The 21810-nt window shown below is 37.7% G+C and carries 20 protein-coding genes; 13 read left to right on the top strand and 7 right to left on the bottom strand.

Annotation, left to right across the window (positions count from 1 at the left end; genetic code table 11):
- Nucleotides 1-23: 23 nt before the first annotated feature.
- A complete protein-coding gene (locus tag VB691_RS17995; protein WP_323292897.1) occupies nucleotides 24-1340 on the bottom strand; it encodes a hypothetical protein in 1317 nt (438 codons plus the stop codon).
- Nucleotides 1341-1560: 220 nt separating this feature from the next.
- Here VB691_RS17995 and VB691_RS17990 point away from each other — a divergent pair, with 220 nt between their 5' ends.
- The 7 genes from VB691_RS17990 (at nucleotide 1561) to VB691_RS17960 (ending at nucleotide 7403) form a co-directional block, all read left to right on the top strand.
- Entirely contained in the window at nucleotides 1561-2121 is a 561-nt protein-coding gene (locus tag VB691_RS17990; protein ID WP_323292896.1) for a hypothetical protein, read from the top strand.
- A gap of 113 nt (nucleotides 2122-2234) precedes the next feature.
- Nucleotides 2235-2918, top strand: a complete 684-nt coding sequence (locus VB691_RS17985; protein ID WP_323292895.1) for a DUF1822 family protein — start codon at nucleotides 2235-2237, stop codon at nucleotides 2916-2918.
- Nucleotides 2919-2931: 13 nt separating this feature from the next.
- Entirely contained in the window at nucleotides 2932-5259 is a 2328-nt protein-coding gene (locus VB691_RS17980; protein ID WP_323292894.1) for a hypothetical protein, read from the top strand.
- Entirely contained in the window at nucleotides 5259-5861 is a 603-nt protein-coding gene (locus tag VB691_RS17975) for a CPBP family intramembrane glutamic endopeptidase (protein ID WP_323292893.1), read from the top strand. Before VB691_RS17980 ends, VB691_RS17975 begins: the two co-directional genes overlap by 1 nt.
- On the top strand, nucleotides 5836-6057 hold the full coding sequence (locus VB691_RS17970) for a DUF4160 domain-containing protein (protein WP_323292892.1): 222 nt from the start codon (nucleotides 5836-5838) through the stop codon (nucleotides 6055-6057). The genes VB691_RS17975 and VB691_RS17970 overlap by 26 nt, the downstream gene beginning before the upstream one ends.
- Nucleotides 6058-6107: 50 nt before the next feature.
- Nucleotides 6108-6332 (top strand): DUF433 domain-containing protein, encoded by a 225-nt coding sequence (locus VB691_RS17965; RefSeq protein WP_323292891.1) that lies wholly within the window; start codon nucleotides 6108-6110, stop codon nucleotides 6330-6332.
- 279 nt (nucleotides 6333-6611) lie between these two features.
- Nucleotides 6612-7403, top strand: coding sequence for an MlaE family lipid ABC transporter permease subunit (locus tag VB691_RS17960; protein WP_323292890.1), 792 nt, complete (start codon nucleotides 6612-6614; stop codon nucleotides 7401-7403).
- A 200-nt stretch (nucleotides 7404-7603) separates the two neighbouring features.
- Here the strand turns inward: VB691_RS17960 and VB691_RS17955 are convergent, their stop codons facing one another.
- A complete protein-coding gene (locus VB691_RS17955; RefSeq protein WP_323292889.1) occupies nucleotides 7604-10924 on the bottom strand; it encodes an efflux RND transporter permease subunit in 3321 nt (1106 codons plus the stop codon).
- 229 nt (nucleotides 10925-11153) lie between these two features.
- On the opposite strand from VB691_RS17955, the gene VB691_RS17950 reads away from it, so the two are divergent.
- Nucleotides 11154-12170, top strand: a complete 1017-nt coding sequence (locus VB691_RS17950) for a cyanophycinase (protein WP_323292888.1) — start codon at nucleotides 11154-11156, stop codon at nucleotides 12168-12170.
- Between the two features lie 917 nt (nucleotides 12171-13087).
- On the opposite strand, the gene VB691_RS17945 is transcribed toward VB691_RS17950, so the two are convergent.
- Nucleotides 13088-14248, bottom strand: a complete 1161-nt coding sequence (locus VB691_RS17945) for a Na/Pi symporter (RefSeq protein ID WP_323292887.1) — start codon at nucleotides 14246-14248, stop codon at nucleotides 13088-13090.
- A gap of 156 nt (nucleotides 14249-14404) precedes the next feature.
- On the opposite strand from VB691_RS17945, the gene VB691_RS17940 reads away from it, so the two are divergent.
- Together VB691_RS17940 and VB691_RS17935 are read left to right on the top strand one after the other, a co-directional pair.
- Nucleotides 14405-14671, top strand: coding sequence for a TIGR02450 family Trp-rich protein (locus VB691_RS17940; protein WP_323292886.1), 267 nt, complete (start codon nucleotides 14405-14407; stop codon nucleotides 14669-14671).
- A 168-nt stretch (nucleotides 14672-14839) separates the two neighbouring features.
- On the top strand, nucleotides 14840-15433 hold the full coding sequence (locus VB691_RS17935; RefSeq protein ID WP_323293035.1) for a hypothetical protein: 594 nt from the start codon (nucleotides 14840-14842) through the stop codon (nucleotides 15431-15433).
- 107 nt (nucleotides 15434-15540) lie between these two features.
- On the opposite strand, the gene VB691_RS17930 is transcribed toward VB691_RS17935, so the two are convergent.
- Nucleotides 15541-15936, bottom strand: a complete 396-nt coding sequence (locus VB691_RS17930) for a zf-TFIIB domain-containing protein (protein WP_323292885.1) — start codon at nucleotides 15934-15936, stop codon at nucleotides 15541-15543.
- Nucleotides 15937-16039: 103 nt separating this feature from the next.
- Between VB691_RS17930 and coaE the strand changes: the two genes are divergently transcribed.
- Complete coding sequence (gene coaE, locus VB691_RS17925; RefSeq protein WP_323292884.1) at nucleotides 16040-16642, top strand: dephospho-CoA kinase; 603 nt, start codon at nucleotides 16040-16042, stop codon at nucleotides 16640-16642.
- Between the two features lie 359 nt (nucleotides 16643-17001).
- Here the strand turns inward: coaE and VB691_RS17920 are convergent, their stop codons facing one another.
- Nucleotides 17002-18543 (bottom strand): bifunctional pantoate--beta-alanine ligase/(d)CMP kinase, encoded by a 1542-nt coding sequence (locus tag VB691_RS17920; RefSeq protein ID WP_323292883.1) that lies wholly within the window; start codon nucleotides 18541-18543, stop codon nucleotides 17002-17004.
- A 166-nt stretch (nucleotides 18544-18709) separates the two neighbouring features.
- Between VB691_RS17920 and VB691_RS17915 the strand changes: the two genes are divergently transcribed.
- Entirely contained in the window at nucleotides 18710-19102 is a 393-nt protein-coding gene (locus tag VB691_RS17915; RefSeq protein WP_323292882.1) for a RidA family protein, read from the top strand.
- Here the strand turns inward: VB691_RS17915 and VB691_RS17910 are convergent.
- On the bottom strand, nucleotides 19095-19271 hold the full coding sequence (locus VB691_RS17910; protein ID WP_323292881.1) for a hypothetical protein: 177 nt from the start codon (nucleotides 19269-19271) through the stop codon (nucleotides 19095-19097). The two genes, VB691_RS17915 and VB691_RS17910, sit on opposite strands and share 8 nt — an antisense overlap.
- 206 nt (nucleotides 19272-19477) lie before the next feature.
- Between VB691_RS17910 and VB691_RS17905 the strand changes: the two genes are divergently transcribed.
- Nucleotides 19478-19795: a 2Fe-2S iron-sulfur cluster-binding protein gene (locus tag VB691_RS17905; protein WP_323293034.1), complete on the top strand. Its 318-nt coding sequence runs from the start codon at nucleotides 19478-19480 to the stop codon at nucleotides 19793-19795.
- Between the two features lie 228 nt (nucleotides 19796-20023).
- Here VB691_RS17905 and VB691_RS17900 read toward each other — a convergent pair whose 3' ends face one another.
- Nucleotides 20024-21796 (bottom strand): glycosyltransferase family 39 protein, encoded by a 1773-nt coding sequence (locus VB691_RS17900; protein ID WP_323292880.1) that lies wholly within the window; start codon nucleotides 21794-21796, stop codon nucleotides 20024-20026.
- Between the last annotated feature and the right edge of the window lie 14 nt (nucleotides 21797-21810).

The raw sequence follows: 21810 nt of genomic DNA, 5'->3' as shown, positions 1-21810 counted from the left end.
TCTTTAAACCCACATTCCGCACTTCAATTAAGGTAAGATAAAAACTGGGTATTTTGGCTGGTATCAATCGGCTGATTAAGACGAGGCACCACCAATTTATGAAGTTTAGGGTTATGGTGGGCAAATAATTCGACCATTTGATTGTCTTCCAACAATTCAAAGAGAGCTTGATCATCCTGTGCAGCAGATTGCATTTGCTCAATGCCCTGCCAACGGGAGGCGACCTGAATGAAATCATAAACCCTTTTTGCCTTACCAAGCCCCTTAGCTTCACCAAACCAAGGAATTAAGCCACCGTAACGCTCCCAATCTTCAAGTTTTTCTTCTAGACCACAACTCCTTCCCGTTAAGCTTTCCATAACGTCAACAACCCAACCAAATCCCAACACCGCCGGAGTTGTACAGCCAATTATTTTATTCTTGATTGTTTCACCAGATTGGTAAATTTCGGACTTAACTGTTTTGATCTCCTGATTAATTGAAAAAACCCAGTTATTCGCCACTTTTGAAAGGGGATGTTTAGGATAATTTTTCCGCAAAATCTTCAGAAATTCTTTAGATTGAGGATAAGCAATAGTATTGTAGTAAGCAAGTGAACAATTCATATAAACCACAGGCATTAAAGACGGCAAGTTCCGAATATTTGGGATACTCTGAAATGTCGAAACCTGAGAACAAATGTTCGCATTCTTGGCCACCGCTATCTGGACATTTCGGGATAGAGAATGCCTCGGCGAGAAACTCAGAAAACGTTGATATTGACCCAATTCTTGTTCATTTTGACCACTTTTAGCGTAAAACTTAGCACATGAATAGTAGAAAAGAGGGGTATTCGCTTTCGCATTGGGAATAACCTTCGCATTTACCAAGTTATCAACGCGATCGCAAGATTCAATCCCTGCTAACTGTACCAATTTATAGTTGCTGAAAAGGGCAGTAATTGAAGAAAGTGTTGCCTTCGTCAACTCATCGCTGGGATGTTGCTCAATAAAATTAGATAAAGTGACGAACGCTTTTGATAAATTTCCTTGTTGCTTGGCCTGAGTTGCTTGCTGATTGGCAGTCATAAAAGCAGAACAAGTTGCTATCTTTTGCTGTGCGCGGTCTGTCAAACCATCAAAATTATTAAATGGAAACGATGCCGTTTGCTCAACCTGAGTAAAATGAGATGTTGCCTCTGGACAATTAACGGATTGATAAGCTATTTGTCCCTGTTTAAAAGACTCATAGCGGAAGGCTGAGGCTTCTTTAACCTTGTAAACGATAAAAACGGTGAGAGCAGTGACAGCAACCGCAGCAATACTGCCACTTGTGAGTAAGGTCTGTGTTGAACTACGCATTTAATCATCTCCGAAGTTAATCGTGTTGAACCCAAAATTAGGGTCATAAAAAGTTGAGAAGTATATTGAGTGATTTTTTACAAACAAAAAGTCTTTCTTGTTTGGGTTATTTATAAAACAGTTTAATATTGGCTACTCTAGATAGCTCCCAACCTTGGTTGGAGATTGTGAGGGAGAGGTTATGATATATTTGATTTTGCGAAAAATTATTAATTAGCTTATGAGCCAAACAGAGACTAAGCAATGCGACGTTGCTCCTAAACTACTTTGTGTTATTTGTCCCCAAGCTCAAAGGGATTGGGATTTAGATAGATTATTTACGGATCTAGAATGTGTACTCTGTCTCCAAGATGAGTATGAATCTATTAATAAAGTCCCTGCTGAAGCATGGAGGTCTGCTCAAAGACGAGGCAAAAAACTAAAATCTAAAGAAAAATGTTGGTTATGTTTACTATTACAAGGGTATGATGTCAAAGAGATAGAAAGCTATTTACATTTAACTAAGATTGGAGGAGATGTATCTAAAGGCATTTATAAATGGGTCAGTTTTCTGGCTGGTAAAAAAGTAAGTGATTGGGCGCAAGTTCGTCTCTACCTTGAGTGTAATGTCACTCAGAGTTATAGAAAAAATACCAACACGTCAGTTAACAACGAAGAGCTTGGTATTAATATTAAGCTTCATAAGACACCTCAAAATCAAATCAGTCGTTCAATAATAGTTGAAGTATTCAGACTTCTTGGAATTGATATTAAGGAGGAAGATATAGAGGTAATAGGTTAACAACGATAATCTATGACTTAAAGATTGTTACGATTATTTTTCAAAGACCAAGTAATTTCTTGAAATTGTTAAACTCAAAAACATTAAAAAACAATAAAACTAAGGAGTAAATCATGTCTGATCAAGTCAATACAAAAAATCAAAATATTACAATTAAACTGAAGGGTAATTATCAAATGTTTGATCAGTTATGTGGACTATATGAGTCTGGTGAATTAGAAAAGGCACTCGGTATTTCTATTTTAGAATTAGAAGCCTTTAGTTTTAAAAAAAATACAACAGAACAAGAAGAAATTGTTCCAGAGGTTAAAATTGTAGATATAGCTAAAGTTCCGCCGAATACAATGACAGATCAAGAGTCTGCTATCGCCACAATATCGCCTATTATTGAAACCATAAAAAATGAGGTAAATTCGCTATTTGATTTTTGGTTAGATCGTCTCGGAAATCAAGGATTTAAAACAGCAGCACTTGGTAATTCAACTAGTCGAAAAAAAGTGATTCAATTAAATCAACACCTGATTGAATTAATCTTTACAATTGACGAGATTAACGACACAGAAATTCGGATATATTTAAAAATCAGACCTCAAAATGGTAAAGGTTATTTGCCTGAAAACCTCATTGTTTCTGTCTTTGATGAAGAAGGAGAATTTTTCCCCTCTCAAAAAACTAATCATCAAACTAACATTCTTGATCTTACAGTAGGACATAGCTTTATTTGTAAAAATAATGATTATTTTAAAATTAGTTTTACTCTCAATAAAATTACAGTAATAGAGAGTTTTCCAGAATAAAAAAGAGATTACTATGTCGAAAAAAATTTATTTCAAAATTGGTTCCTGTCTTCAGTTGCAAAACCAGAAGAAAGTTCTACCTGTCACTTTGACTATCTCTGACTCTAAAGGCCGCCTCGAAGAAAGAAGCTCTTATCTTTCAATTATGCCAGAGCAACTTAGTCAGACATTTAATATCTGGAAACATTATATTATTCCAGACTCCCCTCGACGACCTGAAGCAAAATCTCTTTCTAAACAACCATTAAACACCGATGGTAATATTAGTTTGGAAAAACTAGCTGAAAATTTAAAAAAAGAAATGAATCAATGGTTAACGGCTCCTCAGAGTTGGATTAACGAAAAAGGCGAAGTAGATTCAAAAATCCATAATACCTTAGAAAAATACTCAAATTTAAAAGAAGAAATTCAACTTTTCATACAAACTGAAGATCGAATATTAAGAAGTTTTCCTTGGCAAGAATGGAAATTTCTAGAGCCTTTATTTCGTCTGCACAAAAATACAGAATTATCTGTTAGTGCCACTGATTTCGTTCGTCCCGAACAAGAGCAAACTATTTATGTAGATGCAAGAGTTCGGATTTTAGCTATTTTTGCAGATAACGAATTAGACGAAAATAATGAATATAGACAGGAAGAAGAATCTCTTAATAAATTAGAAAAATATGGTGCTTTTATCAAGACACTTTATCAACCTAATTACTCAGAATTAATTGAAACTTTAGAAGACCAAACAGGTTGGCATATCTTCTTTTTTGCAGGTCATAGTCACAGTAATCCAGACGGTAGAATTGGCTGGCTTCAAATTAGTTGGCTAGATGATAATCGAAAACCCCAAAAACAAGAAATTGAGATTAATGAATTAACTAAATGGATGCAAAAACTGATTAATGATAAGCTGCAACTGGCAATTTTTAACTCCTGTGACGGTTTAGGATTAGCCAATCAACTGACATCTCTCAATCTCCCTTACTGTATCGTAATGCGGGAAAGAGTTGATTCTTTTTTCGCGGGTACATTACTTAAGCATTTGCTGAAGGCTTTTGTTGAAAAGGAAAAATCTATATTTGCCTCCATGCGCTATGCCCGTGAACAACTCTTATCTGAATACGATAAGGGAACTGAACCATCAGGAAAAAGTTGGCTACCCGTTATTGTTGCTAATCCAGAAGCCCCTGAGTTAACTTGGGATAGTTTGTTTATAGAACGTCGCTTTAGTCCCAAAGTCGAATTAATTTTATTAGTTTTTTTAATCATTATAGCAGTTGGATTGCCATTAAGTATTTTAGGAGAGTTTGGAAGTCTTAATACCTTACGGTTTTATACACAGCTTTATCCCCATATAATTGTCTATCCTTCACTATTTTTACCTCTATCACTTTACTCTCTCTATCGAGCGTTTAGCTTAATACGCCAAAAAACAGAGATAATTTGGAGAGTTACTATTGGTGTATTTATTGTAAGCTTCATTGCTCTCATGTTTGAAGTATATTCCGATCCAGTATTTTTATTTGAAATTAAACCTCATAGCACCATCATACTTGACAATCAAAAGTTGACTACTATTTTAAGTAGCAAAGATATTGATAGATCACAAATACCTACTCAATGGATAAATCAAATCAATTTAGAGGGAAAAATAACTCTAGATAAACAGAATATTGAAGATGCTGTTAAGAGCGTTATCCAATCTTTTAACAGAGATAATCAAGCTAATAAAAATCATTTTTTTAACATCGCTCATAGCCATAAAATTTGGTCAAATTATTACTCAATAAGTCGTATTTTTTATATGTTAAATTATTGGGCGATTTTTTTCTGTGCTTTTGAATTTTTAGCTTTTCTAGTTGAAAATATTCGTAATGATAACTCTGTATTTAATTTTGATAAGTATATCAAATATATTTTCTCATGTTACATAGGATTACTTCTCTGGATACCTTTTGATAATTACTATACTCAAGAGGTAAAACACTTATTATTCCAGACAAATCAGGGAGGAAACCTCAGAAGTCTCGTCCACATATTTATTATTTTTTTCTTATCTATTATTACCTATTTCATATATAAAACCACCAAAATCAAAATATTGAAACATAAAATTATTGTATTTTTTATGTTTGTTACTCCTTTCATTGCAATACTTTTATTAGAACCATTAAATATATTAATCATCAATAAATGGTTTGGTTTTTTAAGTAAAAGCCTCTTTATCACTTGGTCTGGATTGTTTTGCTTTTTAATGATACTCATTTATCCTATTATTAAATTTTTGATTGACGGAAAATCTTTTTCAAACTCCCTTTTGAAATTCAATAAACTAATAAAATTTTTGCACTAATGAAACTCTTATCCTCATCACAAATAACAATTTTTGTAGTGATCATTTTTCTGTATATCCTACCTGTTGTTTTGCTTCTAACAAAGGTTATTCCCTTCGGCGATCGCTTTTTAGTATTAACCATTACAGGAGTTTCTATTATCGGTTTAGCACTGATCAATAAAATTCCTTTTGTAGATTTAGGCTTTAATCATCAAAATCTATTACCTGCGATTAAAAATATTTTACCCGTAACCATAACATCTTCCGTTTTAATGATTGCCTTTTATCTTAAATATGGAATGCGAATTGATAACACCAGTATTCCCTGGTATTTCTATGTATTTTATATTTCACTCTCATCTCCATTACAGGAATTTTTATACCGTTCCTATCTTTTTAACCGACTCACTCAAATTCAAGTTAATCAATATTCCATCATTATCACTTCTATTCTTTATAGCTTTGCTCATAGTATCTATCAAGACCTACTAACAGTATTATTAAGTTTAATCATAGGTCTGTATTGGGGTTATCATTATAATCGCTTTAAAAATCTTTATAGCATTACCTTTAGCCATACAATTCTCGGCATTGTTGCTATTCTTACAGGAATTTTATGATCTTAATGGAAAAAGAGAAATAAAATTAAAGTCTAATTATGGAATTATTATTAAACTCTTTTTTGCAGATCATCCACCTCCCTATTTTCATGGGATTTATGGAGAGTATAACGCCCTATTTAACCTAGAAACCTTAGAAATCATTGAAGGAGACTTACCAAATAGAGCCACAAAATGCGATCGCCTACTATTATAAATATAAGTTCTTTATTTCCATTATTATTCAATCAAAATGAGGAAAACTATATGAAAAGTTCTATCACTATTGATCCAGATATTTGCAACGGAAAACCTATTATCGCTGGAACAAGAATTTCCGTACAAACCGTTATGGAGTTTTTGGCAGCAGGAGATTCCATTGAAGAAATCCTAGAAGAATATCCTTCCCTCTCAAGAGAAGATATTTATGCCTGTCTCCAATTTGCTACAAAATTAATGGCAAATCATTATGAAATCCGAAAAGTCGCATGAATGGATTTTTATTGGATGAAAACCTGCCTTTATCTAGATCAAATTGAGGCATTTAGATAGTGCGGTCTGCTCCGCAGTGCCTTCGGCAACGCTGATCTTGTAGGGTGCGTTAATGAAATATAACGCACCAATCCCCTCCGCAAACCCTCAAAATTAAAGCTCAAATGCTGTAGAATGAGGGACAGATGAAATTCAGAAAGTCCCGTGAGCGAAACCGTCTATATTGAAAGAAGTATTTTGGGGCAGATAACTAGGAGTATTGATGGATGATGAGGCACAATGACAAATTCTAGCCATTCCCGACGAGGTCTTGGTATCTGGTTTGAGCGATTATTGGCGGCTATACTTTTAGGTGGCCAGGTATTTTTTCATCTCCTAAAAACTAGGATACATCGACGTAATACCCTGGAACAAATGAGTATTGTGGGGCCAGAATCTTTAACTATTGCTTTAGTTACATCGGGATTTGTTGGCATGGTGTTTACTATTCAAGTGGCCAGAGAATTTATCCATTTTGGGGCAGCGTCTACCGTTGGGGGAGTTTTGTCTTTGGCATTAACTAGGGAATTAGCCCCTGTTTTAACAGCCGTGGTGGTGGCCGGAAGGGTGGGTTCGGCTTTTGCGGCGGAAATTGGGACAATGCGGGTGACAGAACAAATTGACGCGCTTTATATGCTAAAAACTGACCCTATTGATTATTTAGTGGTGCCTCGTGTTCTTGCTTGTTGTATTATGTTACCTGTTTTAAATATTCTTTCTTTGCTCACTGGAATGGGTGGGGGACTTTTAATTTCTGACGGATTATATGATATTTCTCCTCAAGTTTTCTTAACGTCAGCACAGAATTTTCTTGAGCTTTGGGATTTGGTAACATCCATTATTAAATCGATTGCTTTTGGTGGCTTAATTGCAGTTATTGGGTGTAGTTGGGGACTCACAACTACAGGGGGAGCAAAGGGTGTGGGCCAGTCTACCACAACGGCGGTGGTAACTTCTTTATTGGCGGTATTTGTGGTTAATTTCTTTTTGTCTTGGTTAATGTTTCAAGGAACGGGAACAGCTTCGCTGTAACATTTTCAAATTGATGTTTTATTATCTATTTACTTCAACAATTGACAATGAACAATGGACAATTGACAATTACCTCTACCTAAAAGGTAGAGGATTGAAAATAAGGAAAAATTTTTTAATTTCTCCCCTTAAAAGAGGAGGTTTTAAACCAAATTAACCAATTGTCAATTGTCAATTGTCAATTGTCAATTGTCCATTGATCAATCATGTTCAGAAGATGTCCTAAAAATCGGGGTGGGTTCTTCTTCTTTTTGGGGTTGAGTAGGAGGGGATTTTTTACCTTTTCCTCCGCCACCACCACCAGGAGATTTTGGCGGTTTTTGACCTCCTTCAAGAATATATTTTTCAAAGTTTTTAATCACAATATAGAGAATGGGAACTAACACCAAACTTAACACCGTTGCTAAGGCCAAACCCCCAAAAATTGCTGTTCCCAAAGACCAACGACTGACTGCTCCTACACTCGAAGCACTTAACAGGGGAGCAAACCCCACTAATGAGGAAACCGCCGTCATTAAAATGGGGCGTAAACGCTGTTCAGAGGCGGTAATTGCAGCTTGAGTAATGGTCATGCCTAAATCACGAGCCTGGTTAGCAAATTCCACGATTAGAATGGCATTTTTAGCCGCTAAACCAATCAACATCACCAACGCCACCTGAGCATACATATTATTATTTAAAATGGGCCAGATGCCGTTTCCAGGGTTAAAAGGAGCCGTTTGCACAAAAGCCACCCGTAACCAAATCATGCCCAACGCGCCCAAAATAGCCAAAGGAACCGTCAATAAGATGATGGTGGGGTCAATATAGCTTTCATATTGGGCAGCTAAGACCAAAAACACCATGACAAATGCTAAACCAAACACGATAGGAGCCGCACCCCCAGAGCTTTTTTCCTCTGCTGCGGTGTTAGTCCATTCATAACCAAACCCTGGTTGTAGCACCTCATTTGCCACCTCTTCCATTGTTTGAATGACCTGTCCTGAACTATAACCAGGGGCAGGAGAAGCAATTAATTTAATAGCAGGATAGGTTTTAAAACGGGTCAGAATAGGTGGATAGGTTGTTGTTTTAGTGGTGACGATGCTACTAAGTTGTACGATTGCTCCATCCCGTGATCGCACATATAACCGGCCAATATCATCAGGGTTGGCCCGATCAGCAGCTTGTGCTTGAGCAAGAACCCGATAGAGACGGCCTTCAAACACAAATTGGTTAACAAAATTTGAGCCGAGATAAGTTTGTAATGTTCTTAAAATGTCATCAATGGCAATATTTTGGGCTTTAGCTTTTTCTCGATCAATAGACATGGTGATCAAAGGACTATTAAAGGTAAAAGTCGTAAAGGTTAAGCCAATTTCTGGTCGTTGATTGGCCGCTGCCATTACCCGTTGAGTATTATCAACTAACGCCGTCATGCCCTTTAATTGACGGTCTTGAATAAAGATTTCTGAGCCATCAAAATTACTTAAACCATCCACAGGGGGTGCATTGGTGGCAAAAACTCTCGCCCCTGATATTTGTTGAGCAAAAGCGCGATTAAGATTTTGAATAATACCAAAGGCTGACTTTTGGGGGCCGGGGCGTTCTTCCCAAGGTCTTAACTTAACAAAGGTGAGAGATTTATTGGCATTTCTGCCCTCAAAGGAAAATCCAGTCAGGTTGATTACATGATCTAACACCTGATCGGCATTTTCCATATTTTGAATAATATTCGTGGTTTGTTGCGCAATTTTGTAGGTGTAGTTCAGAGAAACTCCAGGAGGTGCGTCTGTAATGCCAAAGAAATAGCCTTGATCCTCTGCTGGGATAAATCCTGATGCCATTGTGGTATAAATCCACCAAGTCGCAATTAATCCGCCAATGAACACCGCCATGACGATAATTCGGATGTGGGTGAGGAAATTAATAAAACGACGATACCCTTCCCGAATCAGATCAAACCCTCGGTTAAACCAGCGAAAAAACAGGGCTAAGGGGCCATGTTGTTCTTCCGGTGGCCCCAATAAAATGGCCGCCATAGTAGGAGAGAAGGTTAAGGCGTTGAAAGTAGAAAAGATAACCGCAAAGATGATGGTTAAGGCAAACTGACGATAGACAATACCTGTTGTTCCAGGAAAAAATGTAACGGGAATAAATACCGCCATCAACACCACCGAGGTGGAAATTGTTGCCCCAAATAATTCATCCATGGAGTCCATCGCGGCTTGCATGGGGCGCATTCCTTGGGCTAACTTACTCGAAACCGCTTCCACAATTACGATCCCATCATCCACCACTAACCCTGTCGCTAACACACAGGCAAACAGACTTAACTGGTTGAGTGTAAACCCAAAGGCATTTAAACCAATCATTGCCCCTACTAACGCAACGGGAATGGCAATACCAGGAATAACTGTAGTACGCCAATCTTGAAGAAAGACAAAGATCACCAGCACAACTAAAGCGATCGCCTGAATTAAGGTAATAGTTAAATCATTGAGGGAGGCATTGACAAACAGGGTGTTATCTAAACCCACGATTACTTTTAATCCAGGGGGAAAATTTGGCTGTAATTCCGCCATTTTCGTCTTGGCCGCTTCGGCGGTTTCTAAAGCATTACTACCCGGTAATTGATAGATTAAAAAAGCCACCCCAGGATAACCATCCACATCCACCAAGGTGTCATAGTTCTCCATCCCCAGTTCAGCATAACCCACATCCCGAATGCGGATTAATGTGCCATTCTCTCCTACTTTTACCACCATATTTTCTGCTTCGTCAACATTGGTAAACCGTCCCACTGCCCGCAATGGCAATTCAAACTGCTGTTCCTTGGGGGCCGGTTGTTGCCCAATTCTTCCGATTCCTACCTCAAAATTTTGTTCATTAATCACCCCAACCACATCTAACGCAGTGAGTCCTCTAGCTGCCAATTTATCAGGGTCTAGCCAAATTCGCATGGCATATTTGGCCCCACCAAATAGGGCGACTGAACCGACCCCCGGCAACCCTTGCATTTCATTCCAGAGATAGCGTTCAACGTAGTTATAGATGAAGGTTGTGTCATAAAGGGGTTGGCCATCGGGCCCCTTTTCTGCATAAAACCCATAAACTAGGGTTAAACTAGGGGATTGGGTATTAGTTCTGATCCCTGCTTGGTTAACTACCGAGGGTAAGGTAGATTGGGCTTGGGAAACTCGGTTTTGGACAAGTACCTGCGCCGTATTCCGATCAATTTCTGTCGGAAAGGTGACGTTAACGGAAACATTCCCCGTATTATCGGTAAAAGAGTCAATCCATCTAACTTGTTCGGTTCCGTTGATTTCCCGTTCTAACACAGTGGTAACGTTATCTTCAGTCGTTTTAGCATCTGCCCCAATATAATTGGCCGTTACAGCTACCTTTTTCGGCGCAATTTCGGGCAACTTATCCAAGGGCAACAGGGCCATAGAGATAGTTCCCAACAGCACAATAACAATGGTGCAGACGGTACTTAAAACGGGTCTTTTAATAAAAGCGTTTGATAGGGAAAGTAACATGGGGCCGTTGTCGATGAAGGACTAGGGGAAAAACTAATTTTAGTACGATTGTAGGGGATAATCTGAATATTTGTCAGCAACCAGAAGAATTGATTTTTGAAATCTAGATTTTTCAAATAAGCCATTTGCTATAGCATATTTTAGTTGATTTTAGGGAAACTTAAAAAATCTTGAGATAGCTATTTTGGTATAAGATATTTAATAAATAAAGATAGGAGGGTTGCTAATTATGGGAAGTCCATCTGATTTTGATTATTATTTAGCTTGTGGAAGTAGCAATTCTGTCTCAATCAGTTCTCAACCAGGCTGTTTACTGATTGGGGGAGCAGAAGGGAGCAAATCGGGTGAACATGAATCAACTCAATGGTTTCTGGAACGGGCCAAAGGGGGTAAATATTTAGTGCTGCGGGTTGGTGGGATAGGAAAACAAGCTGACTGGATTTGCCGATATTATCGAGATTGGATTCATTCATCCGCGGAACTTTCTATTGATGGTCGTGAAGCGGCCAATAACCCCAAAGTTGTCGAATATATTCGGGAAGCTGATGCCCTATTTATCGCCGGAGGAGATCAAAATGCTTATCAAGAATATTGGGAAGGAACCAAGACAGAGGATGCTCTCAATTATTTAATTAATGAAAAGAAAATCCCCATAACTGGTACCAGTGCTGGTATGGCTATTTTGGGAGATTATTATTATGCTCCCGATCATCAAGGAATCCTCAGTTCAGAAATTCTTGACGATCCTTTCCACTACAACACTGAACATATTCATCGAAGCGACTTTCTGCAAGTACCTTACCTTAATCGGGTAATTACAGACACTCATTTAGATCGTATCAATCGGAAGAACCCTGAAACTAGATATGGAAGGCTATTAGGCCTACTAGCCAAGGTCATTTATGAAGACAATAATCAACTAAATCATTATGCTATTGGCTTAGAAGAAGGGGCCTTTGTGGCCATTGATGAGCGGGGTATTGCTAAGGTTTTTGGCAATGGAACTAATATCGGACAAGATGCTTACTTTTTACAGACTAATGGAGTCTTACCTGAGCAAATGGAACCAGGTTGGCCACTGATTTGGAATAACTCAGGCAAAGCAGTGAAAGTTTACCGCATTCCTGGAACTCCAGAAGGCAGTGGTTATTTTGACTTAAATGATTGGTCTACCGTTAAGGGTGGACAATGGGAATATTGGTATACAGTAGGTGGTAAATCTGGATTGAGAAAAGAACCCTTCTAATTTTAGCTTACCGCCGAAGTGAACTGTCTCATTACTTCCCTTTGTTTCTACTTTTTTCGTCTAACTTTCCCTAAATTAAGCCCAAGTTTCCCTTTTGTATGGGACTGACATTCTCAATTTTCAAGGCTAAATTGGTATTACAGGCAAAACGCAGTCTAACAAGCACGATAACCTTACGGCCTTCGATTAACACCTGTTTCTAAAAGTTATCTTTCAGATGCAGTATGTTGAGTGTGAGGGGTCATTGTTTTTGGGGAGAAGTCGTTATCTTAATGAGTGGTGATGAAGAATCATAATTGACTTCTCCTTTTTTTGAAACTTTGAGATCATTCCCAGTTTCATTATGACCCAACTAATAAAGAATCATGAAAAAATTACCAGGACTTTGCATTAGCCGATCTGTTTTCTTGTATGAAGTGGCAGTGTCGTTGCTAGTGATATCCTTGCTTTAGTCCCAATTTATTTGCGATCGCTGCTGATAGACAACTTTATAGACAATTTCTGTAGACATAAACCCAGTAAAACAACAGCGGTTAGAGATGGGTTTAACATTTTGATGGGTTTAACAGTGTTAAACCCCTACAAGTAACCTGTAGACAGTATCCCCTGACGTTGTAATTCTGCCAGAGAAGCTTTAAAAATTTGGTAGATATCTTCAATGGTTATCAAGTCATCGGTTGAAAGTTGTCATCATTAATAATAGCTAAGCTGTTGTGCCTTTAAACTGCTTATTTGTTAAATTGAAGGAAACAGCTACAACCCTCTTTCATGAAAGCTTTTTGCTTGGTTGGTGCATACTTCGACCAAGCTCAGTACAAGTCTCGACTCCGCTCGATAACCGCTTGTCGAACCATTGCCTTTTGCCTTGCTAATACGCATTTTAAATGCGTATTAGCTTACACTATCCCCTACAGGCATCATCTGTAGGTAATTCCTAGTAATAAACCAGGAATTAAAAAGAAAACAAAAATAATATAAATAAAGGCCAAATATTTCCTTTCACTCGATAGGTTTGCTAAGGTTGTTGCCCCTAAAATGGGCAGATTTCTTAACCAAGGAATACCATAAATAATGATTACACCAATTACATTATAAAGTAAATGCACTAGGGCAATTTCTAGGGCGGCAATTTGATTAGTTGTCACTGCAGTTGCTGCTAATAAGGCAGTAATACAAGTTCCAATATTAGCCCCTAATGTAAAGGGATAAACTTGTTCTAAAGTGAGTAAACCTGTCCCCGCTAAAGGAACAATTAGACTGGTGGTGGTTGATGAAGATTGTACTAAAATTGTGACAAGTGTTCCGGCAAAAATTCCAGTAATTGGCCCTCTCCCCATGGCCATTCTCAACATTACTTTTGCTTGTCCAACCATTAATAATTTAAGGAGCTTTCCTATATAAAAAATAGCAATAAATATCAAAATAATTCCAATAACAATCAATCCTATTCCATCAAAAGGTTTAGGAAATATTCTGGTTAATCTTTCAATAAAACTAACCAGAGGAAGGGTTATTATCTGAACAAAATTAAATTTATCTAGGTTAATTGCTTCGCCACCAATAAAAAAATCAGACAATAATAATGCTGTTTTTTCTAAAAAGTGAGTTGTAATTTCTAAAGGCAAGAAAATAATCACACTAACTAGGTTAAAAAAGTCATGAATAGTGGCAGCAGCAAAAGCTTTTTTAAATTCTTCTTTGCTATGAATATGACCTAAACTTACTAAAGTATTGGTGATAGTTGTCCCAATATTTGATCCCATAATCATCGGGACAGCAACCGTAATAGGTAAACCACCAGCCACTAAACCCACTATAATAGACGTAACTGTACTCGAAGATTGAATTAAAGCCGTAGCAAGGGTTCCCACAATTAACGCCGCAAAAGGATTAGTCGCAAAGGCAAATAATTCTTTCGCTTGTTCCCCTGCTATTGACTTAAATCCTAAACTAATTAAACTAACGGCTGTAATTAATAAATAAACTAAAACAAGAACCCCTAACCATGATAAAATAGATTGGGTTTTACTGCCTAATTGTTCTCTTTGTTCTTCATCAACTAATTCTAATTCACTCATGAAAAACTTATCTCAATCTGCAATTTATTGATATAATGTCTGATAATATATCAATTTTGTATAAATAGGTTATTCTTCCTAAATTTCTTAAGATTATTGCTGTTCCAAGTAGTTTTCTAAACTATCAAAAATTCATTGTTACTAATTTGCAAGAATATGGCTAAAAAACTCAAATTTCCTCACCTATTAGGCTCAAAATGGACAGCTAGACAGAAAACTTGGGGATGGCGACATTTTCAAGTCATTAATCGTAAAAATCAAGGACAATGGGTATTTGCTGAAATGGTAGCATCTTGTGATCCTGAAGTGCGTTTTTGGATCAATGCTCAACAATTTAAAGATCGTGCTTTATGGCAACCTGGATGGCAAACCTTGCAAGAAATGAATGAACCCGAAGAAGAATTAGACATTCTTTTCCTTTAACTGCCCTGCGGAATATAGTCAATCCGTAAATTCCATTGCTTTTCTCAATCATCTTAACACTTATAAAGCTATAGTTAAATTTCCGAGGGTCTGCTTGGGAACTAAACTACACTGAAAAGTGTCAAAGGATAATTTACCCATTAAGGTTGGAGTGAGGTTATCGTGTTTATTAAGCACTCACACATATTAGCTGGATTAGCCCTCGGCTTATCCTTATCTAGCATTGCCCCCGCTCAAGCAGAACCCGCCAATGGCGAGGTACTCGTTGCTCAGTTACGTGGCCATGTATTAGAAGATCCCATCGAAGTTTATCGGGCAGATTGGTTAAAATTCAAATTTGAAGACTATGCCATTGGTCGGATTCGTGGTGTTACGGGAGATATTGCTCAAGTGCAAATCATTTCTCCCTCTCACATCACCATGACTTATAATGTTGGCTTCACCACAGGTGAACGGGATGTTTACAAGGTAAGCACTCGGATGCCTGGTCAATGGCCAACTTTAGTGGCTGGTGCTGATGTCATCATGAAAGAAGTAGATGGTAAATGGGTCATTGTTAGTGATAAGAAGCAAGACCTAGAAGTTTATCAAGCCTATGCTATGCCACAGTGGGTTTCTCGTTTAGACCTACGGGAAGTTGCCTTAGTTGAACGTACAGCCCTCGATTGGGGTCGTCCTGACGTAAGTTTACCTCCTTTAAAACCTAGCACCGCTGTCATCACCCCTGCCCCCGCTCCTGAACCCGTCCAAGGTTTGTGGTAAGGTCTGTGTTGTCAGGGAGTTAGAGGATTTAGTGACAAGAGCAAAACTTAATTATTGGTAAACTAGGGCGATGCTTGATAAATTTATTATTAAGTATCGCCTTTGATTTATTTTTTCAAGCGAAAAGCTTTGATCGCTTTAGACAGTAACCCTTGCTTGGGGAAATTGTCTTTATATTTCTTAAATTCTCCAGCATCAAACCATATTCCTTGACATTGACTGCAGGTTTCATACCAAATCGGATGTTTATCGAGATCAAGCATTTTGATCATAGAAATTCCGCAACGAGGACAAGGAATTTGAGCATCTAAAGCTTCTTGATGATTTTCCCAGTTAAGTTTACCAATATCAATATTTTCGGAACCCTTACGACGCTTTAATTCTTCAGCTTCTGATGAGTCAAACCAAATTCCCGCACATTGACAACAGCGATCAACTTCTATATCTTCATAGATAATTGTTTGAAGTTCTCCCCCACATTTGGGACACATTAACATCTTCATCGGATTGTTTTGTCACTAACTAATTTCTTCTAGGGTAGCTAAGTTTGCTCAGATCTCTGCAATTTTTCTCGAAATTGTCATCAGATTTTTTGATTTGCCTGACATGGAAAAAACCTCAAAACGTCTGATTGGGTTAACGGGTGGTATTGCCACAGGAAAAACAACTGTATCCCGCTATTTAGTCGATACTTATCATTTACCCGTTTTTGATGCGGATATTTATGCCAGAGAAGCGGTTAACGTCAATTCTCCAATTTTTCAAGCAATTATCAAGCGATATGGAGAGATAATTTGTTTAGAGAATCATGAATTAAATCGTCAAAAGTTAGGGGAAATTATTTTTAATGATTTAGGGGAAAAGCAATGGTTAGAAAGTCAAATTCACCCTTATGTTAGACAAAGATTTCGAGAAGAAATTGAGGGATCTGATGCTCCCGTTATCCTATTAGATATTCCCTTATTATTTGAATCAAATTTGACTCATTTAGTGACAGAAACTTGGGTGGTTTATTGTTCATCTGAGCAGCAACTAAGACGGTTGATAGAACGAAATAATCTCACTCAAAAGCAAGCGATCGCCCGCATTAATAGTCAATTACCCCTAGAAGAAAAAGTTAAAATGGCTGATCTTATTTTAGATAATTCTTCTACCTTAGCCCATCTTTATCAGCAGATTGATGAAGCATTAATAATTAATAATTATTAATTACTATTTGGTAAAAATCTGGGTTTTCAAGTTAGGTGCAATATCTCAGAAAAATCCCCTGCCGTCAGTGCAGGGGATGAACTTAAATTAACTTAGAAGAAAGGTTTAATTAAGCTAAGCTTAAGGTAAGAAATAAGGAAAAAAGGGAAGTAATCAATGTAATCCAGATTACTTGAAAGTCTTCGGGTTTCATAAAAGTCAACTCAATTTAAAAGTTCAGTATAGGTATTCCTTTTGATTGTAACCTAAAGCTCTCAAAATAGCATGGGAGAATTTACTATCTTCCATACAGGGTTTCCCGTAAGCCCTCGTCACTGAAGCTTTTCAAAGGATTAAAGCTCAAACACAATTAAGCATTTCTAATCATTATAATCAGCAAATCTTAGTAATTCTAACTCAGGCAGTTTAGCTTGACAAAGAGCAATAATCTTATCAGTAACTTCTTGAATCGTTAACCCATCTGTATTTAGTTCAATGCCATCGATCGCTTGACGAAGGGGGGCAATTAAACGATGACTATCTCGATAATCTCTTTGTTCAATTTCTTGTTCAAGTTGTGCTAAATTAATCTCAGCCTGTCCTTGAGCCTGAAAATCTAAAAAGCGTCGTCTCGCTCGCTCTTGTACTGAGGCCGTCAAGAAAATTTTTACATCCGCATCAGGAAATACATGAGTGCCAATATCTCGCCCTTCAGCCACAATACCGCCTCGTTTGCCCATTTCCTGTTGATACATAACCAACTGATTACGCACAGCCCCTTGAGCCGAAATTTGAGAGACTAGGGCCGTCACTTCAGGGGTACGAATGGCTTGAGTAACATCCTCCCCATTAATTATAATTTGGGGAGGATTATGAAATTCTAAGGTTGCCTGAGCCACCAATTCAGCGATCGCACTTTCATCTTCTAAGGCAATACCAGACTGTAACACCAACCAAGCGATCGCCCGATACATGGCCCCTGTATCCAAATAAGTTAAATTAAGGGCTTGAGCTACCCGACGAGTTACGGTTGATTTTCCTGCCCCGGCGGGCCCATCAATGGCGATAATCGGTTGACGTACCTTAAGCATAACATTATCAATTAAACGGGTTGATCCCACATAAGCGGCGATCGCCAATAACCCTACTTCTTCAATGGTATCTAACGGGTTCAAGGTTTCAGGGTTAACTAATGCCACATACTGCACCTTAACGAATGGGGTGAAGGCTAATTTTTGCTGAACCAAATTAATCAAGACTTGAGCTTGTCTTTCTCCTTGTTTAAAGGCTTGTTCTGCTTGCTGAAGACTATAATATAAAACTAAGGCTTGATCTCGTTCTGCATCAGAAAGATATTGATTACGAGAACTATAAGCTAGGCCCGATGATTCCCGAATAATGGGACAACTTTTAATTAAAATTGGTAACTTTAAATCAGTGACTAACTGACGAATGATCGCCAACTGTTGAGCATCCTTTTCCCCAAAATAAGCCACCTGGGGGCTGACAATATTCAAAAGTTTAGTGACAATGGTTGCTACCCCTTGAAAATGTCCTGGCCGTAAGGGGCCACACAATTGAGAAAGCATTGAAGGCGGAGGATTTACTATCGTTGTCATCTCATCAATGCCCATTTCTTCAGGGGTTGGGGCAAAGATAGCTGTCACGCCTAATTCTTCGCAATATTGACAATCTTTGGCTAATTGACGGGGATACTTGTCTAAATCTTCATGGGGAGCGAATTGCAGGGGATTAACAAAAATACTAACCACCACCAGATCCATTTCTGCCATAGCCCGACGAATTAAACTAATATGGCCCTCATGTAAAGCCCCCATAGTGGGGACTAGGCCGATGCTTTGGGTGTTTCGTCGGGGGGATAAATAAGCCCGTAACCCTGCCACAGTTTTAAACAAACGCATTTTTTTATCTATAAATCAAACAATAAGAGCAATCAGCCCAGATACGATCATAATCAATATATGCTGTTGTTTGTAGGGTAAATTCATGAATTCCCCCTACCTATAGGGTCGATCAGACAGGCAGGAATGATAAGATAAAGCCTGGTAAGCAACATAAATATTGTTAATGAGTAAAATAGTTATCCGTACAGAAAACGCACCGGCCCCCGTTGGCCCCTATAATCAAGCGATCGCCACCCAGGGACAACTCTTATTCATTGCTGGCCAAATTCCCTTAGATCCCCAAACATCACAAATTGTTGGATCAGAAGACATTACTCAACAAACCCAACAAGTTATGAAAAATATCGGAGCCATTTTAGAAGCAGCAGGCACAACTTGGGAAAATGTAGTCAAAACAACGGTTTTTCTTCAGGATTTAGCGCATTTTGTCCCAATGAATCAAGTTTATGCCCAATATTTTGACGAAGCAACGGCCCCGGCCCGGGCCTGCGTTGAGGTTTCCCGCTTACCCAAGGATGTGTTAGTGGAAATTGAATGTATTGCCGTGATTAAATAATATCAAATTGATGACAGATCACCCCACAAATAGCCGCGATCGCAGTTATTCCTAATCCTATCAAGGGATCTTGTCCCTGTCCAACTGCAAAAGATGTGACAATGCCTGCACCCAAGGCAGCAGTTAACCCGGCAGCAACTAAGTCTTTATCCGTCTTGTTTTTGTACATAGACCCTTTCCGATAGCAATTTTGAAACGCATTAATTAAGCATTGCTCAAAAATAACATTCTCTTGGGGTTCTCTGTCAGCAAATCAGGAAAACTGCAATCAAGCTTTAAGTTTAGCTATATTTCTTAACAATAGCCAAGGGTTGCCCAATCAGGATACATTAGATCAAGGAAAGCTTATCAGTGTTAACGAGTGTTACGGGACTTATGTCAAATATTTATACTGTTGAAATTCATCACGAAGGGGAAACCTACACTATTGAAGTTCCCTACGATAAAACAGTGCTTGCTGCTGCCCAAGAGGCTAACATTGACTTGCCTTTTTCTTGTAGTGCGGGAGTTTGTACCACTTGCGCCGCACAATTATTAGAGGGAAGGGTTGATCAAAGTGAAGGGATGGGGTTATCTCCTGAGTTGCAAGGAGAAGGTTATGCCCTATTATGTGTCTCCTATCCTCGTTCTAACCTAAAAGTTGAAACGAAAAAAGAAGACATGGTTTATAACCGACAGTTTCCCCAACCTTAACCTAATTGTCGTCAGTAGAGTGGGCAATGCCCACCCTACTAATCTAAATTATGTTATCAATGGACAATTGACAATTGACAATTGACAATTGGTTAATTTGGTTTAAAACCTCCTCTTTTAAGGGGAGAAATTAAAAAATTTTTCCTTATTTTCAATCCTCTACCTAAAAGGTAGAGGTAATTGTCAATTGTTGAAGAAACGTCTCTACACAAAATTGATAAAATTTACTCAATTACAGATATATCTTTTATATCCATAACCATCAATATAAGGATAGTTTTTGACATCAACAGTACAATTTTTAAAGTCAATGGGTGCATTAAAATTAACTGTCCAAACTTCTAGGGGATCAGATATATTTTCTACTGTTTGTTGCAGTATTTTTGTTGTTTCAGGGGAATTATCTTGCTCTTGATGAATCAGCAAAAATGAAATATTTTCTAATTCAGATTTATTGTGTAATTCTAAACCTATACCCATCATTTCTCCGGTTTGGACTAAACTTTTATGAGTCGTAGCAATTAAAACAGGTTGAGATGCGGTTTCTTTAATCACAGAAATAAATTGTTCTGGGCGATAATATTTTTGATAACCCAAATTAACCATAACTGTAATTGCTCCTAAAAATCCCATTACCCAAACAGCAGTAAAAGCCAGTTTACCATTTGAGTTTAATTTGTCATAAAGTTTGCGGAGTAAAATTAGGGGATTTAATGTTTTTTTCTGTTGTAAAATGATGTTTTCTGGTTTAACTTCATTCCACAAAATCCCTAAACTTGCACCAACTAAAACCATGACAGCAGGGAAGTAAGTAAAACTATAACGAGCAGCACGAGTTAAATCTTGTCCTATCACATAAGTAATGATGAGAAATAAACTAATTACTCCAGCAATGAATGTCATCAAAATCAACAAAGGTAAACGAAATTGATTTAACTGCATTCCTGTTTTAATTCCTCTGTTGATATAAGGAATAAACCAAATAAAAAACAACAGTAAGATTAAACCCGACAGAATAACAACAGGAATAGAATCAGATTCTACAGGTAATAAAGAAATCATCGGAACCCATACCGCGAATAATTGGAATGGGGGACTAATGGCATATAAAATATGACTTAAAGGATGAATCCAAGTAATCATATTATTACCGTATCCTTGGGGAATTACCACAAACATCCAGATTAAACCTGTAGTAGTCGTTCCCACAATTACTAAGAGAATACGGATTAAATTACGTTGCAATGAAGCAGATACATTTTGTTGGAATTTGAAATAACTTAAAATCCCTAATGTGATGGCTTCTCCAACCAAAGTTAAGCAAAAAAAGTAATGAACTGATAAACCCAAACTATTGATCAAAATCCAAGAAAAAACTAACCATAAGGGTATTAATGTTTGCTGATAAAGATGTCTCAAAGAAACAACTAAACAGATTAAAGATGCAATCACAAACAAAATAGCTAAAGTATAATGACGCGCTTCTTGTGCCAAAAAGATACCATAGGAAGAAACCGCCATTAAAGCCGCACTAATTTGGGCAATAAGACGGGAACGAAAGGCAATTTTAGCCAAAAAATAAACAGCAGGAATAGATAAAACCCCTAATAAAGCAGGTAGCGATCGCATTACCCAAACATCCACATATTCCCCCGAAGAAGGAAACAATTTCACCCATAAATTAACCAAGACAAAATAAAGGGGCGGATGATTATCTTCTCGTAATAACAAAGAAACAATATCCCCTATATTTGCGTCAGCGTTTAAACGCAGTGGTTGCAAAAGGGTATCCAATGAAATAACCTGATTCAGAGGAACTGACGTAAAATTATTCCCCAAGCTAAACACCATAGTGGCAAATTCATCTGTCCAAGGGGGTTTAGCTGCTAAATTTGTAAACCGGAGAATGCTACCAATAAACACCCATAAACACAGAAGTACCCAGTCATTGACTTGAGATACCTGACTCACCCACTGTTTAGACGACTGAATTTTTAACACTGACTATCCTCACA

The sequence above is a fragment of the Crocosphaera sp. XPORK-15E genome (assembly GCF_034931425.1).
Taxonomy (GTDB): domain Bacteria; phylum Cyanobacteriota; class Cyanobacteriia; order Cyanobacteriales; family Microcystaceae; genus UHCC-0190.
The sequence above is the reverse complement of the archived record's forward strand: the minus strand, read 5'-3'. Positions and strand labels throughout refer to the sequence as shown.